This is a genomic window from Neobacillus sp. CF12, assembly GCF_030348765.1.
Lineage (GTDB): Bacteria > Bacillota > Bacilli > Bacillales > Cytobacillaceae > Neobacillus.
Genome location: NZ_JAUCEU010000007.1, coordinates 414,688 through 430,935, shown reverse-complemented (window position 1 = coordinate 430,935; position 16,248 = coordinate 414,688). Strand labels below are relative to the sequence as shown.

General features: G+C 37.9%; 17 protein-coding genes. 4 read left to right on the top strand and 13 right to left on the bottom strand.

The window, feature by feature from the left end:
* Window positions 1–20: 20 nt before the first annotated feature.
* The 6 genes from QUG14_RS02235 to QUG14_RS02210 all read right to left on the bottom strand — a co-directional run bounded on the left by QUG14_RS02235 (window position 21) and on the right by QUG14_RS02210 (window position 6,294).
* Complete coding sequence (locus QUG14_RS02235; protein WP_289338893.1) at window positions 21–1,205, bottom strand: DHH family phosphoesterase; 1,185 nt, start codon at window positions 1,203–1,205, stop codon at window positions 21–23.
* Between the two features lie 37 nt (window positions 1,206–1,242).
* Window positions 1,243–2,154 carry a CBASS cGAMP-activated phospholipase gene (locus tag QUG14_RS02230; protein WP_289338892.1) on the bottom strand — a complete coding sequence of 304 codons (912 nt, stop codon included), beginning with the start codon at window positions 2,152–2,154 and terminating at the stop codon, window positions 1,243–1,245.
* Between the two features lie 72 nt (window positions 2,155–2,226).
* The gene (locus QUG14_RS02225) at window positions 2,227–2,841 is read right to left on the bottom strand and encodes a DUF6944 family repetitive protein (protein WP_289338890.1); all 615 of its coding nucleotides are present in this window, start codon (window positions 2,839–2,841) and stop codon (window positions 2,227–2,229) included.
* 136 nt (window positions 2,842–2,977) lie between these two features.
* On the bottom strand, window positions 2,978–4,696 hold the full coding sequence (locus QUG14_RS02220; RefSeq protein WP_289338889.1) for an aromatic amino acid hydroxylase: 1,719 nt from the start codon (window positions 4,694–4,696) through the stop codon (window positions 2,978–2,980).
* A gap of 27 nt (window positions 4,697–4,723) precedes the next feature.
* Window positions 4,724–5,020: a 4a-hydroxytetrahydrobiopterin dehydratase gene (locus tag QUG14_RS02215; RefSeq protein WP_289338888.1), complete on the bottom strand. Its 297-nt coding sequence runs from the start codon at window positions 5,018–5,020 to the stop codon at window positions 4,724–4,726.
* 176 nt (window positions 5,021–5,196) lie between these two features.
* Complete coding sequence (locus QUG14_RS02210) at window positions 5,197–6,294, bottom strand: metallophosphoesterase (RefSeq protein WP_289338885.1); 1,098 nt, start codon at window positions 6,292–6,294, stop codon at window positions 5,197–5,199.
* 180 nt (window positions 6,295–6,474) lie between these two features.
* Between QUG14_RS02210 and QUG14_RS02205 the strand changes: the two genes are divergently transcribed.
* Complete coding sequence (locus QUG14_RS02205) at window positions 6,475–7,626, top strand: glycoside hydrolase family 18 protein (RefSeq protein ID WP_289338883.1); 1,152 nt, start codon at window positions 6,475–6,477, stop codon at window positions 7,624–7,626.
* Between the two features lie 42 nt (window positions 7,627–7,668).
* Here the strand turns inward: QUG14_RS02205 and trhO are convergent, their stop codons facing one another.
* The 4 genes from trhO to QUG14_RS02185 all read right to left on the bottom strand — a co-directional run bounded on the left by trhO (window position 7,669) and on the right by QUG14_RS02185 (window position 10,654).
* A complete protein-coding gene (trhO, locus tag QUG14_RS02200; protein WP_289338881.1) occupies window positions 7,669–8,616 on the bottom strand; it encodes an oxygen-dependent tRNA uridine(34) hydroxylase TrhO in 948 nt (315 codons plus the stop codon).
* 147 nt (window positions 8,617–8,763) lie between these two features.
* Window positions 8,764–9,543, bottom strand: coding sequence for a DODA-type extradiol aromatic ring-opening family dioxygenase (locus tag QUG14_RS02195; protein ID WP_289338879.1), 780 nt, complete (start codon window positions 9,541–9,543; stop codon window positions 8,764–8,766).
* A 19-nt stretch (window positions 9,544–9,562) separates the two neighbouring features.
* The gene (locus QUG14_RS02190) at window positions 9,563–9,985 is read right to left on the bottom strand and encodes a DoxX family protein (protein WP_289338878.1); all 423 of its coding nucleotides are present in this window, start codon (window positions 9,983–9,985) and stop codon (window positions 9,563–9,565) included.
* Between the two features lie 24 nt (window positions 9,986–10,009).
* Window positions 10,010–10,654, bottom strand: a complete 645-nt coding sequence (locus tag QUG14_RS02185; RefSeq protein WP_289338876.1) for an alpha/beta hydrolase — start codon at window positions 10,652–10,654, stop codon at window positions 10,010–10,012.
* Window positions 10,655–10,850: 196 nt separating this feature from the next.
* Between QUG14_RS02185 and QUG14_RS02180 the strand changes: the two genes are divergently transcribed.
* Window positions 10,851–11,378 carry a helix-turn-helix domain-containing protein gene (locus QUG14_RS02180; RefSeq protein WP_289344054.1) on the top strand — a complete coding sequence of 176 codons (528 nt, stop codon included), beginning with the start codon at window positions 10,851–10,853 and terminating at the stop codon, window positions 11,376–11,378.
* 51 nt (window positions 11,379–11,429) lie between these two features.
* Here the strand turns inward: QUG14_RS02180 and QUG14_RS02175 are convergent, their stop codons facing one another.
* The gene (locus QUG14_RS02175; RefSeq protein ID WP_289338875.1) at window positions 11,430–12,368 is read right to left on the bottom strand and encodes an MBL fold metallo-hydrolase; all 939 of its coding nucleotides are present in this window, start codon (window positions 12,366–12,368) and stop codon (window positions 11,430–11,432) included.
* A 78-nt stretch (window positions 12,369–12,446) separates the two neighbouring features.
* On the bottom strand, window positions 12,447–13,601 hold the full coding sequence (locus QUG14_RS02170; RefSeq protein WP_289338874.1) for a thiolase family protein: 1,155 nt from the start codon (window positions 13,599–13,601) through the stop codon (window positions 12,447–12,449).
* A 231-nt stretch (window positions 13,602–13,832) separates the two neighbouring features.
* Between QUG14_RS02170 and QUG14_RS02165 the strand changes: the two genes are divergently transcribed.
* The gene (locus tag QUG14_RS02165) at window positions 13,833–14,432 is read left to right on the top strand and encodes a TetR/AcrR family transcriptional regulator (RefSeq protein ID WP_289338872.1); all 600 of its coding nucleotides are present in this window, start codon (window positions 13,833–13,835) and stop codon (window positions 14,430–14,432) included.
* A 35-nt stretch (window positions 14,433–14,467) separates the two neighbouring features.
* Here QUG14_RS02165 and QUG14_RS02160 read toward each other — a convergent pair whose 3' ends face one another.
* Entirely contained in the window at window positions 14,468–14,716 is a 249-nt protein-coding gene (locus tag QUG14_RS02160; RefSeq protein WP_289338871.1) for a hypothetical protein, read from the bottom strand.
* A 141-nt stretch (window positions 14,717–14,857) separates the two neighbouring features.
* Here QUG14_RS02160 and QUG14_RS02155 point away from each other — a divergent pair, with 141 nt between their 5' ends.
* A complete protein-coding gene (locus tag QUG14_RS02155; RefSeq protein WP_289338870.1) occupies window positions 14,858–16,225 on the top strand; it encodes an aldehyde dehydrogenase in 1,368 nt (455 codons plus the stop codon).
* The last annotated feature ends 23 nt before the right edge of the window (window positions 16,226–16,248 follow it).

The following is a 16,248-nucleotide window of genomic DNA, read 5'->3' as shown; positions in this document are numbered from 1 at the left end:
AATGTTCTTAGGTGGGCTTTTTAGTGCCTCTTTGCTCTTACTTGTTTCATTAAGTAGTGAACAAAGTCCTCATCTTTTACGAGCCAGACTTCATAGTTTCTTTTTAGAAAACTCTCCCCCTCTTCAAAAGTAGCAAAGGATTGCTCCATTTCATTCTGATTTTTTTCTATTACCCATTCATTTTCATTTGCCTGATAAAGCAAGAACATTTTTTCTCTTCTGTTTTTATATAAAGTACCAAAGGATGAAGCTTTAAGGTTATATCTATTTCTTCTGGCATCCTCTGGAATCGCCTCTAAATGAAAGGTTTCGGTCACAAAGTTTTTGTATGCTTCTTCCGTTAAAGAGCATCCTGATGCTTTTGCATGACCACCTCCACCGTATTGTCCAGCAACGTCGGATACATCAACATGATCGTGGATGGTGCGAAAGCCCATTCGTTTTCCCCCAATATTTACGATCGCTATGTAATCAAGATGAGGGTATTCTTTTCCAAGTTCATTACCTAGCTCTGAATGATAGGATTCAGCATAGACCACACCAGCAAAAAGTCCATCTATTTCAGTCTGAACCAACTCTCTCCTTTTTCTGCGGATATAGCGTTCAATTTTGTCTTCTTCCATATCTAGTATTTTCTTTTCAAACTCGTCAAAATGAAAATGTTCGCTAGTCTTAAGACGAGTGATCATTTTTTCTTCAAATTCATCAATCGAAACTAGAAAAAATAGGGCATTCAAACGTTGGGCGTCCTGATTCCCATTTTTCTCCCATTCCCAGGTGTCATACTGTCTTACAAGTTCAACAAATTCCGTGATGGAATCTGTTGCCTCAATATGCTGATGAGAAATTAGAAATTCATAAAATAAGGATGTTGCTGAAGTTAATTTTCCTTCCTCGTCCTCAACAACAACGTGACCCCATTCATAATCATTATAATGCAGTGCCGTTTTATGATGGTCAATTAGTTGTACTTTTCCCCCTTCTTGAAAAAACTCCACCAATCTTTGTTCATTTTTTTCATTTACAGACAAGTCTGTTATAAACAAATATGTATTCTTATCATTATTTTCTAAAAACCATTCAACTTCACGATTTAAGCCCGAAATTGAATTGTAGCGGACATTCACTTCTTCCCCAAATGCAAGTTTCGCTAGAATCCCACATCCAACACCATCTAAGTCATTATGAGACAACAGTTTGTACATTTTCCTTCACCTCAGGAATAATATAAGTTCTTGGTTGTTATTTTCTAATAAATGATATAATTTCATCTTTCTGCTTCTTAAAAAGATTTCGACCTAACTCACTTAGTACATCCATATACTTTACTTCGTCAAACGGAACCTCCTCACCTAATTCTTCATTGATTCTCAGGTAATGTTCCTTAAGAAGAAGCTGACAATGATAGGATACCGATTCGGATGATAAGTGAAGGGCTAAATCAAGAAGTTTAGGTGTTACCTTCATGGAAGGAAAATGGAATGGCAGCCATTGATTAATTCCCCAATACTTTTCCTTGTCGTTTGTAAAATCGATATTCTGTAAGCCAGTGCCGATTGATAAGATATTAATTTCCTCCATACCTTTCTGAAAAAAATGAATGGCTTCTGTCAGACAAACTAAGGAGGGATTATTCGCCCAAAGTCCTCCATCAATCGATAAGTATTGATCTCCTATTTTGTTAGGAGGAAAATAGACGGGTGCTGAGCAGGATGAAAGAACAGCATCCCAAAGTTTAATTGATAAATCGCTACTATCAGGATGTCCGTAGTTGGAGCGGTGAATAAAAGGTTTGCCATGGGTAATGTCCACAGCTGGAATAAGAAGCGGCTTGGCTATTTCCTCTAGTTTGACTTCACCAAATGCTTTTTTTAATAGATGTCTTAGTGATCGGTCGCTATATACGCTTTTAAAAAGTCCAACCTTTGCCTGCCTGGTAAAAATTTTTTCACCATAATGCCTATAATTCTCATATATTTCCTTCATATTTTTATTGAGGGAAACAGAGGCAGCGATGATCGCACCAGTACTCGTTCCAGCAACAACATCAAATAATTCACCAACTGGATGCCCTACATCTTCTTCCAATGCTTGTAAAATGGCGATAGCAAATATTCCTCGAATTCCACCGCCATCTATACAAAGTAATTTCATAATATTTCACCTAATTTTACCTTCTTATTTATAAAAGTGTTCCCTTCCTTTGTTACACTTATCACGGTTCGATCATATTTCTTCCTTGTTACCCTCTAAACTTTCCTTTGTTTGTGCAATTGCAGATAGAACGGATCCGACTGCTTGAATCCAACTGCCGTTAATGGCTAGTGATTGGCTATGCGTAATCGTTTCAAATTGATTGCTTTCCTTATATCCTTTAAATCTATCTTCCTTTACAGCATTACTTTTTAGTTCCTCCATTCCTCCCTTGGCCTGTAATGAATTCCCGGTGATTTGTAATACATTTCCAGCAATATTAAGTGTTCTAATGGGCGAGGGGGCACCCATTAAATCTTCTGGTAGCGCAATTCCCCCTCCAATTGCCTGTAGCAAGTTTCCATTTATATCTAACATTTGCTTTGTTTCTTCCTCTACATGTAACACCATGCCCGCTATCACAGTGGTATTTCCGATCGCTTGAACCTCATTACCAAGCTTTCCTAACGAAAAGCCCTCTTCTGCATCTGCAAGTAAGGCGTTTCCCGTACCTTGTAGAGCATTTCCCCATAAGTTAAGACTTTCTTGGATTTCTTCGTTTAATGAAGGTTTACTAGCTACAGCTGCCATAACGGTACCAATCGCTTGAATCCATGCCCCAAAAAGTTCTTTTAGTTGACTTTCCATACCTTAGCCGCCCACCCAATAACATCATTATCCAATCATATTCAATATCGCATTTGATTGTTAAAAGAAATGAAAAGCAAATAGCCTCCGTTACCGGAGGCATATAATTATTAATACCTTTCATTAGGTCTCCAATCTAGATTCCTGCTAACATCAGTCCTCTTTCAATTAGCACTGGATACTCTTCGTGTAAAAGCTTAATTTCTTCAAGCTGTTTTTTGAGCAATAACTGTTTTTCCGGTAACAGATTATGTTTTCCCAACATTTCCATTACTTCAATTCTTAATAACCAATCATCCTTAAAGTCAGTTGTTAATTTTTCTATCACTTCTGTTAAGACTGATTCTATTTCATAATCCGGTTTTTCACGAAGATTTCTAACTTTCCCGTACATTTGTTCTAACGGAGATAATTCTCTTTTGACAAGTGGTTTCGTTTCTATTTCTTCCAAATCTGCATAGAATTGTTCAGAATCTGCTGCACCAGCAAAAACCGAGGTTATTTTTTCACCAATCGCCAAGTCATAGGTACCCCATTCTGGTTGGAATAAAGTTTGTTCACTTAATGAAACCGTACAATTTTCAAAAGAGATGAGCAGGAGTTTCCCTTGCTTTCGGAGCAATTGTACAGGCGTTCCAATTATTTTAACTCCACTCTCATACTCAATGATACATTCCTTGCCTACCTCTATTCCCAACTCTACATTAGTAAACTCCTCATTCGGCTTGTTCATGTTTTTTATTCTTCCAATCGGAGCCCCAAACCCATCATGATGTGTGGTTTTGCCGTGTCCAACTAATTCGGTATTTTCAAACGCTAAGGAGGAAGGACCTTCTGTTTGGATGTATATCGCTTCTCCTTTTTCATCCTTGATGATTCTACGAAGTGTACCAGTAAGTTGAAGGCCAGAGTTATACTGTATAGTAGCTGTATGGTTAGAACGAAGTGCTTTGTCTAAGCCTTGTGTTCCGCCAACATTAAATGCCATCGTTTTTGCAAATTCATTCACCGCGTCAATTAATTGATCAAAACTATCACATACAAAAAGCTGTGGCTGTGGTTTTGTAATATCAAAGCCGGTTTCAATGACCCGTTGCAAGTCAAAAGGAATTTTCTTAACAGAATCTGTTAAGCTGCTTCTTCCTTCCGAAACAGAAGAAAGCAGACCAGCCCCATAGATTTGTGGATGGCCAACAGTGCCAATTAGTCCATATTCAACGGTCCACCAATATAACCGTGAAATTTGTTCTGCTTCCGATAATTCGGTAACGGCAGCTTGTTTTTCTTCAAAATTAGCCTTCGCTGCCTCAATTTCTTCCTTTGTAGCCTTTCCGCTTTCTAGTAAATTGGAATAGGTCCGAACAGCTTCAAATAATTCATGCTCTTCACTTGTTGCCAATGCTTTTGATCCGATTTGTCCAAAGAGTTTCACATACTCTGAGAATTTCTCTTCACACAGAATAGGTGCATGACCAGCCGCTTCATGGATAATATCTGGTGCCGGTGTATATTGGATGTTTTCTAGTTTACGAATATCAGAGGCAATCGGTAGAATCCCATGTGCTTGAAAGTCGAAAAAGATCACGCCTGGTATAAAGCCATCTATATTCGCAGCTCCCCAGCCAAATGGCTCCAGCGCATTGTTCATGTCTGTTACATTAGGGATTTTTTCAACTGATATCCCAGAAGATTTTAAACCGCCAACATAAGCTTGATGGGCAGTATCCTTCAAATAGTTATGATTTTGTCTCATGACATAACGCCAAACGGCATGATCAATCGGTGTGTATTTTTCGTATTGCTGATCGACTACATATTTTTGTAAGTGCCTCGGAATTTTCCTTGCTTTCCCCATATCGAAATCTCTCCCTCTAGAAGAAAATTAACTTTTTACTTGCAAATAAAACTCATCATACTTCGTGGCTAATTCAAAATCCAAAGCTGTTAAACCTCTTGCATTCCACGACGAAATTCTTACCGTTACGACCTTATAGTCTATTGAAATAAACGGGTGATGGTTTACCTGCTCAGATAGATTTGCAACTGTTTGGACAAAATCAATTCCTTTTAAATAATCACCAAAACGATACTTGCGTTCAATCCATTTTTCGTCTGTTAATCTCCAGTTTGGAACGGAGGATAACTTTTTCTGTACCTCAGAAGGGGTTAGTTTTTCCAATACCTTCACTCCTTTACACGAATAAAGCGCTTACATTCACTCGTAATTAAATTTACAGTCATCAATTAATAGTATTCAAATTATAATAAAAAAACACTGGCAATCTGTTATCAATTTTATTAAAACATAAAACAGAAAAAATCCAACTGTTTAACAGCTGGATCTTTTCGCAATTTTTATGGTTTAAAAGTTATGTTCATTTGGACGATTTCTGAACGTGTTCCAATTCGGAGCGGAAGTCCCCAGACCCCATAGCCAGAGGAGACAATCGATTGAAGTTCCCCTTTTTTCAAATAGCCCCAATCATTTTCAAAAATCATATTCGTAATCAGATTGCCTGGTGCAACCTGACCTCGATGTGTGTGGCCTGATAATATCAAGTCCACCCCATTTCTTTCGGCGATATCTAAATCATAAGGCTGATGCTCAAGAAGAAACACTGGTTTCTTAACATCGACCTGCTTCATTAAGTCTGAAAGTTCCGCTCTTACAACATCCTGATATCCTTTATCCTTTCTGCCCACAAGGACAATTCCCTCAGGAAGATTCAGAACCTCATCATCCAATACCTTCATTCCACTGTTATTAAAAATCTTTACAAGATCCACATCATCCCGATCATGATTCCCTAGGGAAGCATACACAGGAGATTCGATTTGTTTAATAATTTCTGGAATTCCTTTTTCAAGAAAAGGTGTAATATCGTCATCGATAATATCTCCCGGAAAAAGGACTAAATCAGGTTGTTGTGAATTTATGTACTCAACCAGTTTTTTTGCCTGGCCGCTCCCTGATAAATCTCCAAAATGCATATCTGAAGCCATGATAATTTTAAGGCTTTGTTTCCCTTCCACCAGCTTAGGAATATTAATCTGATACGATTTTACTGAAGGACTGTAGGCATTAAACAATCCAAATAAGAAGGAACAAACAATAATCAGCAACAGTGAATATCCAGTCCATTTTACAAACTTTTCTTTCTTAACTTTTGTAAATCTTCTTAAGAAAACGGCTATATTAGCAACAGGAAGCAGCAAAATTAAGAAATAAAATAACGAAAGCCAAATGGCACCAAGCCACGTGAAGAAAAGACTTTCATCCAACCAACGTGAAAAAACGAACGAGTAGGCGAAAATAACAAGGACAACCCAGAAAATAATTTTTATACTCTTACGATCACCACTAATATGTTTCAACCAAACCCAAATATTATAACCAACGTAAAAAATCAATAAATTATATAGTAAGATAATTCCTATTCCCACAGCCCACACAGAAGTAAATCTCCTTTACATTAGAAGTCTTAGTTTTATTAGACAATATTTGATCCTAATTAACAACAAATATGGACTAGTAAGTTACCATATATTTGCAAGGCGTATATTACCATCACTTTTTCCTCTCATTTTTTGATACAATTTAAAAGTATGAGATTAATAGGGAGGAAAAAAACTATGAAAAAGCGCAATATCCTCCTTGCCTTGGTAATACTACTTACCTTTACAGGGGGAATTTTTACAGGAGTATTCTATTCAACAAATAAAACAGAACAAGCGTCAAAATCGCTTAAAATAGAACAAGCATCAGAATCTAGAAAATCACTCGAAGAAAAAGCAATCCCAGAGGAAAGTATAGAGGAATCAAAAGTGTTATTGGGCTATGTTCAGGATTTTCGTGATCCGAAGGTGGTTGATTATTCCAAGTTAACACATGTCATCTTCTCGTTTGCTCATCCAACACCAGATGGGGGTATTTTGTTAAATGGTGATTCAGCCATCAATAATTTACGAACAATGGTTAAAGAGGCTGACAAACACAATACCAAAGTTATCTTGGCTGTAGGCGGCTGGTTTCATATTAATGGCGGAGAATCGTACGAGCCCTTTAAAGCAGCCATCAGCAATCCTGACTCGAGGACGAGACTAGTAAATGAACTAACAGGTATTGTAGACCGTGAGAAACTTGATGGTATTGATATCGATTTTGAGCACCCTCGTTCAAAAGCAGACGCTGCGAATTTGGCTGCATTTTCTAAGGAATTAAGCGATCAGCTACACCCTAAAGGAAAAGAACTTTCAATTGCCGTCTATGCTAAAATTCATGCAGTGACAGGCACCGAAATGGGCTTTGTCGTTTATGAACCTTCTACTTTTGCGAATGTCGATCATGTAAATATTATGGCGTATGATGGACAGTGGGATGGCGGATACAATGCTGCTAATCTGTCACCATATCCATTTACGGAGAAAATAGTAAACTATTGGGCAAATCATTTTGATCAAAACAAGCTGCCAAAAGAAAAGCTTGTGTTAGGTGTACCTTTTTATGCTCAGCCAGAAGACCCTGCCATTAAGCAGGTTTCTTATGCTGCTATTGTCAACAGTGACCCTGCAAATGCAGTGAATGATACTGTTAGTATGAACGGAACCACCTATCATTATAATGGTGTAAAAACGATTCAGAAGAAGACGAATTTAGCACTAGATCATGGCTTTGGCGGGATGATGTTGTGGGAAGCAGGTCATGACAGTAAAGGTGCTCATAGCTTAACAACAGTAATATACGATGAATTGATTAAATCGAGCGAAGTAGTAGCAAAGAAATAACGAAAGGCTGCACACTCATAATTTGAGCGTGCAGCCTTTTTCTTATGCTTTTAAATTCATTAATTTTTCATTTACTTCTTCTTCGGTTAATCCGTGCTGTGCAACATAGCGATTTCTTGGATGTGCTCGGCATTCATGTGAACAGCTCCTTAGATGGCGATGTTCATTTTCTTCGGAACAGAGGATCTTTTTATTACACTCAGGATTTGCACAGTTCACATAGCGCTCACATGGCTCCCCAGTAAAATAGTCTTTACCCACTACCACATGCTCTTTTTGATTGACAGGCACACTAATGCGCTCGTCAAACACATAAAGCTGTCCGTCCCATAATTCACCTTGCACTTCTGGATCTTTTCCGTACGTCACAATCCCGCCTTCTAATTGTGAAACATCCTCAAACCCTTCTTTTACAAGCCAGCCTGAGAATTTTTCACAGCGAATGCCTCCTGTGCAATACGTAAGTATCTTTTTACCTTCGAATTGCTCTTTATTCTCTCGAATCCAGTCTGGAAGATCACGGAAATTTAAAATATCCGGGCGAACCGCACCTCTAAAATGACCCAAATCATACTCATAGTCATTCCGAGCATCAATCACAACGGTATCTTCCCTTTGCATCGCTTCGAAAAACTCTTTCGGTTTTAAATGCTTTCCGGTTATGACATGAGGGTCAACATCGTCTTCCAAACGTAAAGTAACAAGTTCAGGTCTTAGACGCACACGCATTTTTTTGAAGGCATGTTCATTGGCTTCATCAATTTTGAAGACTGTACCAGCAAAAAGCGGATGCTCATCCATATATTTTATATACGCATCTGTTTGCTCGGGTGTACCGGACACAGTACCGTTAATACCTTCTGAGGCAATAATAATCCGGCCTTTTAAACCTAACTCATTACAAAACTGAAGATGTTCTTGCTGTACTTCCTCAGGGTTTTCTATCGTGACATATTTATAATACAGTAACACTCTATATTTTTGATTCATATATACCACCTTATTAACATTTATACATACTTTATATTATTAACCGAGTAATTATATCAAAAAACATACGTGTATTTCAATTAATAAGAATTATTCTAACCTATATTAAAAATAACACTAACGCTGAGTTAGTGTTATTTTTAGTAATCATCCAAATTGCCATACACTGTGACTTAAGTTTCCATATCGGTAGCTACGGTGTAATAACTTTGCTGTCTTGTTTTCATCTGCTGCTCCCATGGCATAAAAAATGGGGATAAAGTGTTCATTTCCATATGGAGGTACGGCATATTGTGCATTGGGAGCGAGTGCATCGTACTTAAACAATGATTTCGTATCCCATGTATGAAGATGGTGAGCCAACCAATCATCAAACTCAAGTGCCCATTGATCGATTTGTCCGTTGTCTGCAAAATTTACGGCTCTCAAATTATGAACGGTTCCCCCGCTGCCAATCATTAAAACATCATTCTTACGTAATGCCGCAAGGGACTTACCAATTTTGTATTGTTCATCTGGACTTAAATTAGGATTTACAGACATCGCAATAACAGGAACATCTGCATTTGGGTAAAGTAAACGAAGGACAACCCATGCACCATGATCTAATCCACGAGTCGTTTCCACATCAAACGGAATGCCATTTGCTTTAAACAAATCGACTATTTCTTTAGTGATCTCCTGTGACCCTTTAGCTGGATATTTAATTCTATACAACGCTGGATCGAATCCACCGAAATCATAAATGGTGTCATATAGATCTACTTCGCTAACTTTCTGTGCTCGAGATTCCCAATGCGCAGAAAATAACACAATGGCTTTGGGGCGTGGCAAAGTCTTACCCAGTTCATTTAAAAATTGAGTATACTCGTTGTTTTCAATGGCAAGCAAGGGTGCACCGTGGGCGATAAAAAGTGATGGCATCATTGTACTTTCCCCTCCTATACTAAAGTGATTGTGTTTGGTTATTTTGTCCTTTGAAAAACACTTTATCTAGTGCAAACATCCTACTATCGTTGATGGCAATAAATAGGGCCATTGCAAGTAATGCTAAATCTAATTCCCAACCTGCACCTTGACCATTTCCTAAAAAGCCGCCAGCTAATTTAACTTTGACCGTCGCTCCAAGCATCATTAATACAAATAATGCTGACACAATACGGCTTCCTAATCCAACCACTAAGGCAATTCCTCCAACCATTTCTAACAATGCAACACCATAAGCAAGAAAACCTGGTAAGCCGATAGAATCAAACCAGCCAACGATATTTTCAATCCCGCCTTGGAATTTCACTAATCCATGGATAAAAAACGTAACCCCTAATACTACTCTTAATATTAATGTACTTACCTCAATTTTTTTCATCATTTTCTACCTCTCCCTTAAATAAATTTATTTTTCTAAATCCTGTAATAACCAGTTTGTAAAATCTTGCAAATTCCTTAAAGAAACACTATGTCCTTCTTGGTAGGTGTTAAAAGTAACGTTGGCACCTAATTGACGAAAATGCTCGTTGTTGGCAAGTCCCCATTCAAATGGAAGCACTTGATCCATTTCTCCATGAGAAATAAACACCGAAACCTTATCAACAGGTTTGACTGCATACTCTTCTTTTACGAATGCCGGAATGTAACCACTAAGCGCAACAATGCCTTTTATCTTATTTCCTAATGTTAGCCCAAGCGTCATGGCTAAAATCGCACCTTGGCTAAATCCTAACAAGTATAAATGAGATGTATCTAGTGGATACTGTTCGCAAGCATAGTCAATAAAGCTTGTCAGTCGACTTACGCCTTCATCAAACACTTCTCGATGTGGTTTGCCGTACCCTTGAATGGTAAAAAAAGCAAATCCTGGCGGTTGTGAGAGATGACCGCGAATACTGAAAATGTAGAACTGTTCTTCTAATCCATTTACCAACGACAGCATGTTTTGTTCATTACTGCCAATTCCATGCATAATAAACAACGCAGGATATTTTTTTCCAGGCTCAATCTGTTTTGGACGACGAAGCTCATAGAACATCGGTGCATTCATATCTATCATCCCCTTTTGTTTATAGTAATAGTTAATAAAGATTCATATTAGTAAACATTATCTTAAAAAATAAAATGTTTTTTAATATGAACATTTGTTGCTTATAGAATAACAACGAATCATGTGGATTGTCAATGGAATTTTTGCTAATATATAAATATGTTCTATATTAGGAAACCATAAAAGGGTGATCAAACTGGATATCGGCTCAAAAATTCGTGCAATTAGAAATCGAAAAAAAATCACCATAGCTCAAATGTGTGAAGGGACAGGTCTCTCAAAAGGATTTATTAGCAATGTTGAAAACAACAACACCTCGCCATCTATTAGTACGCTGCAAACCATTGCCAGCTATTTAGACGTACCTTTACCTTATTTATTATTAGAAAAAAAACAACATTTACGCGTGGTTAGAAAAGATGCGAGAACCACGACTACGTTTAATCAATTAAAAATTGAGAACATCTCTTCGATGGGCGGCTTAAGTTTAAGAAGTGTGGAGTTTCCGCCGGGCGGTTCTATTGGAGACGCCCACGCACATGAAGGTGAGGAATGCCATCTGGTGCTAGAAGGGAAGGTTTTGGCAGAGCAAGGGGAAGATTCTGTAATCCTCGAGGAAGGTGATTCCTTCAGCTGGAATGCAAGTGTTCCCCATACCGTAACAAATGTTGGCGATTGCAAAGCGGTTGTATTAATTGCCGTTTATTCAAACAAAGAGGTTTAAGCAAAGTAAACGCAATTGAAGTGTGTCCATTTTGGACACCCTTTTCCAATACTAAATCCCCTCATAATACCAGGTACCATACTGAAGGTTTTTTTTACATTGATTGTTTAAAAATAAATATTCCAGATGAGCAAGTGTTTCTCCAACCGCAAAACGGGTTTCATGGATATTTAAGTTTCGAAACAACTGTTGGTTGACCTCATAAATGGTCGCCGGCTTAGTAATGGCATCGTACGTAGCCTCTAATCTTTCATGATGGTGTGCAAGTAATTCCTCTATTCGTTGATTAGCATTTCTAAACGGCTTTCCATGAGAAGGGTAACAATAGTCAACATCCAATCGTTTAATTTTTTCTAAAGAATCCATAAAGGCTTGTAATGGATTTCGATTCCCTCGAAACCAGTAGGATATATTGGGAGAAATTCTTGGTAAAATATGATCAGTTGAAAATAAGAGGCTATTCTCTTTATTAAACAATGTGATTAACCCATCAGAATGGCCAGGTGTAAAAATAACCTCATATTCGTATTTACCAAATATGATTTTCATTCCTTCTTCAAAGTAATGTTGAACGGTTGGATAAGGCTTAACTTGAGGGTTAAAACCCTGTTCATCTGTTGTTAACACCTGTGATAAATTATCTGGAAGCCCACATGTAGCATAGTTCTGATTTACGATTTCTAAAGAATCTTGCTCCCAATAGGATAATCCTGCCTCAGCGTCTATTTCAGTCATCCATACCTCTGCATTTGTGAGCTGCTGCAGTGTACCCGCATAGCCAAAATGGTCTGGATGGTAATGTGTTATGAGGATGTCGGTAACATCATGCTTTTCTAGTAAAGGTCTCCAAATGTCTCTTGATACTTTATTATTTAATCCTGCATCTATAATCGTCCATCCTTTTTCTCCTTCCGCCAAAAAGCAATTTACATGATTTAGTCGAAAAGGCAGCGGGATGGTGATTTGTATTACACCTATATCATTTAACAAAAATCCTTCTCCTCTCTGTTAAAAAGGAATAAGCAACAAAAGTGTTTCTCTTTGCTGCTTATTCCTATCATTTAGTGTTTATTCACTAATTCTTTCAATAATCGTTCCGTTCGCCATTCCTCCGCCTTCACAAATTGCCTGAAGTCCATAGCGGCCGCCTGTTCTTTCCAGTTCATGCATCATGGAAATCATCAATTTGGCACCTGTTGCACCTAGTGGGTGTCCAAGGGCAATGGCGCCCCCATTTGGATTCAATTTCTTGTGATCAGCTTTTATTTCTTCTAACCAGCACATTGGAACGGGAGCGAACGCTTCATTTACTTCGTATGTGTCCATATCATCAATAGTCAGTCCTGCTTTGGCTAGAACCTGTCTTGTTGCCTCAATTGGGCCGGTCAGCATCAACGTTGGATCTGACCCTACTACAGAACGGGCAACAATTCGGAAACGAGGTTTAAGTCCTAATTCATCCGCTTTTTCGCGAGACATCAATAGCACTGCTGCAGCGCCATCACTCATTTGACTTGCATTTCCTGCATGGATTTTTCCATCTTCCTTAAAGACTGTTTTAAGCGTAGCTAATTTTTCAATTGTCGATCCCTTACGAGGTCCTTCATCTTGTTTCACGACAACCGTACTTCCATCTTTTAAAGTAACCTCTAAAGGCATAATCTCTCTATCAAATCTACCTTCTTCTTGTGCTTTTATGGCACGATTGTGGCTTTCTATTGAAAATTCATCTAATTGAGAGCGTGTAAAGCCCCATAAATCAGCAATACGCTCAGCCGATAATCCTTGGTGGATCATTTCATATTTAGAAGTGAGAGTTTCACTCCAATTTGACTTCTGACGAGATGCTCCTAGTGGTACACGTGTCATGCTTTCCACCCCGCCTGCAATGACGATATCCATATCCCCACTAAGAATGGCTTGAGATGCAAAATGAATGGCTTGTTGACCTGAACCGCATTGACGATCTAATGAGGTTCCTGGTACATGGATAGGGAAATCGGCCATCAAAGCTGCCGTACGGGCGATATTTAAACCTTGTTCTTCTACCTGTGAAACACAGCCCATGATTACGTCCTGCACGATTCCTGGAGAAATGCCAGCACGATTCACTAATTCTTTTAGCACTTTTGCGGCCAATTCATCGGGACGTACTGAACTTAATAATCCTTTTCTTTTTCCAACTGGTGTACGAACTCCCTCTACAATAACTACTTCACGCATGAATCTTCCTCCCAGATACAATCAAATTAAGATACCGCTTTCATCCTTGTTTAAATAATAACAATTTTCTCAAAATTATACAATTGATTTATTTTTTGAATTTACGTTTAAATTTTACACGTAACACTGTTGATTTTTTAGAATCGCTACCCTATATTTAAACAAAGGGTTAAAGCAAAACGTAAGTTCAAATATAGATTAATAGTCTTTGATCGTTAGGAGGTTAAATAGATGTCGTCTTTTAGAGTGCAGAAAATGGCAAAAAAAAAGCAGGAAATCCTTCGTTCAGCCGCTGCTGTACTTGCTGAAAAAGGCTACCAAGGAACTACCATGGAAGAAATCGCTGCCAAGCTGCTAATGACGAAAGGGTCTATGTATTATTATTTTAAAAATAAGGATGACCTTTTGTACCAATGCCATCTAATGATTATGGAGATTTGTATTGATGGAATTGAGAAAGTTGTTACTAGCGATCGTAATCCCATCGAGAAGCTTAGTAGAGCGATTAAAGAACATATTTTACTTGCTACAAGTGAGAAATCAATGTTCATGGTACTAGGAAAGCCTAATCATAATTTTACAGAAGAACAGCTTCAAGAAGTTCTAGAACTAAGAAAAAACTACTCAAAGTATTTTGATAGAATCATTCATGAGGGGATAGATACGCAAGTGTTTGCTCATGTAGATGTTAAAATGGTGCGTTTAATAATTTTAGGTGCTCTTAACTGGATTCAAGATTGGTATGATCAAAATGGTTCACAGAGCGCAGAAGAAATTGCTGAAGCCTATGCTGCCTACTTATTAAAAATGGTAATGAAAGAAAAAGAATAAGATAAACCCTCCTGTCAAACATGGAGGGTTACTTGTTATCCTATTTTTTCTTCATTATCTGAAGCTAATAGCACTCTTTTATTAGAGGTAATCGGAGTAAGGTTGGATCTCTTTAATAAATAGTTCAAATGATCCAACGGCATGGACCCATGACCTTTACCATCTTCAAGTGTAAATTGAATGGTTATCCCATTGTTTGTGGTTATGGTTAGTGATTCAGCTGAGTTAAAATTCCCCTTTATACTTTGAGAAATTTGATATTTTGAACCTTTTTCGATTGACATTTACAATCTCCTTCTTTGCTGTTTAGGTATAGTATTCTCCAATTATTTTTATTCATACAAAAATATTCCATTTCGCTCAAATCAAATCTGGTTATGAAAGGAAGATGTGATAGAATATCATTATCTTTGAGGAGGTGGAGTATGGAAGGTTTTAGTCATTTATTGAAAGCGCAGCGGGATTTCTTTCAATCTGGAAAAACAAAAGATATTTCATTCAGAATTGAAGCATTAACTTCCTTAGGGAACATGATTCGCTCACATGAAACGGAGCTGATGGCAGCACTTAAAAAGGATTTGAATAAGAGTGATTTTGACTCTTATATTAGCGAAATGGGGATTTTGTTAGAAGAAATCCGTTTTACTTTAAAACATATAAGAGATTGGACTCAGCCTAGAAAAGTAAAAACTGCCCTAACTCAAATTGGATCGAAGGGCTATATTTATTCTGAACCTTACGGGGTTGTATTGGTTATTTCGCCTTGGAATTATCCTTTACAACTTGCCATTGCTCCTGTTATTGGTGCGATTGCCGCTGGGAATTGTGCTGTACTTAAACCCTCTGAATTAACACCAGAAACATCAAAGCTTATGTCAAAACTTATTCATAAAACCTTCCCTGCAGAGTACATTACAGTTGTCCAGGGAGATGCAGATACCACACAACTCTTACTAAAAGAAAAGTTTGATTATATCTTTTTTACTGGAAGTGTTGCCGTTGGAAAAGTGATAATGGAAGCGGCCGCAAAGCACTTAACTCCTGTTACTCTTGAACTAGGAGGAAAAAGTCCTTGTATTGTTCATCATGACGCCAATCTCAAATTAGCGGCAAAACGGATTGCTTGGGGTAAGTTCATCAATGCTGGACAAACCTGTGTAGCACCTGACTATTTGTATGTCCACAAGGACATTAAAAAGGAGTTTATAGGAACATTCAAAGAAACCATTAATGAACTATATAAGGAGGTTGTTAAGAACGGTGAATTCACGAGGATTGTGAGTGAACGTCATTTCAATCGTGTGACTAGCCTTCTTTCGAGCGGAGAAATTCTTCATGGCGGTAATTTTTCTAGTGATACTTTAACGATTGAGCCGACCATCCTTGGAGGTGTCACTTGGGATGATCCGGTAATGCAAGAGGAAATTTTCGGGCCGGTCCTCCCTGTTCTTGAATATGATGACGAATTAACCATGATTAATAAAATTAACGAACATCCAAAACCATTGGCTCTTTATATTTTCTCTGAAAGTAATGAATTCCAAGGAACCATTTTAAATTCTATCTCTTTTGGCGGGGGCTGTATCAACGACACCGTCATGCACCTTAGTTCGCCTTACCTTCCCTTTGGCGGTGTTGGTGAAAGTGGAATTGGCGCCTACCATGGCAGAGGTAGTTTCGATGTTTTTTCACATCAGAAAAGTATCTTAAAGCAAACGACTACCTTTGACTTACCATTTAGATATCCAAATCGAAAAGATGCATTAAAACAAATAAAACGCTTTATTAAGTAAAAGCAAAATGAAAAAATATTAAT

Excerpts from the sequence above, each read along its gene's own strand:
- QUG14_RS02160 (WP_289338871.1), bottom strand. The coding sequence starts at position 14,716 with ATGTCAATCGAAAAAGGTTCAAAATATCAAATTTCTCAAAGTATAAAG.
- QUG14_RS02220 (WP_289338889.1), bottom strand. The coding sequence starts at position 4,696 with ATGGGGAAAGCAAGGAAAATTCCGAGGCACTTACAAAAATATGTAGTC.
- QUG14_RS02165 (WP_289338872.1), top strand. The coding sequence starts at position 13,833 with ATGTCGTCTTTTAGAGTGCAGAAAATGGCAAAAAAAAAGCAGGAAATC.
- QUG14_RS02195 (WP_289338879.1), bottom strand. The coding sequence starts at position 9,543 with ATGATGCCATCACTTTTTATCGCCCACGGTGCACCCTTGCTTGCCATT.
- trhO (WP_289338881.1), bottom strand. The coding sequence starts at position 8,616 with ATGAATCAAAAATATAGAGTGTTACTGTATTATAAATATGTCACGATA.
- QUG14_RS02225 (WP_289338890.1), bottom strand. The coding sequence starts at position 2,841 with ATGGAAAGTCAACTAAAAGAACTTTTTGGGGCATGGATTCAAGCGATT.
- QUG14_RS02170 (WP_289338874.1), bottom strand. The coding sequence starts at position 13,601 with ATGCGTGAAGTAGTTATTGTAGAGGGAGTTCGTACACCAGTTGGAAAA.
- QUG14_RS02185 (WP_289338876.1), bottom strand. The coding sequence starts at position 10,654 with ATGAATGCACCGATGTTCTATGAGCTTCGTCGTCCAAAACAGATTGAG.
- QUG14_RS02190 (WP_289338878.1), bottom strand. The coding sequence starts at position 9,985 with ATGATGAAAAAAATTGAGGTAAGTACATTAATATTAAGAGTAGTATTA.
- QUG14_RS02155 (WP_289338870.1), top strand. The coding sequence starts at position 14,858 with ATGGAAGGTTTTAGTCATTTATTGAAAGCGCAGCGGGATTTCTTTCAA.
- QUG14_RS02230 (WP_289338892.1), bottom strand. The coding sequence starts at position 2,154 with ATGAAATTACTTTGTATAGATGGCGGTGGAATTCGAGGAATATTTGCT.
- QUG14_RS02205 (WP_289338883.1), top strand. The coding sequence starts at position 6,475 with ATGAAAAAGCGCAATATCCTCCTTGCCTTGGTAATACTACTTACCTTT.
- QUG14_RS02235 (WP_289338893.1), bottom strand. The coding sequence starts at position 1,205 with ATGTACAAACTGTTGTCTCATAATGACTTAGATGGTGTTGGATGTGGG.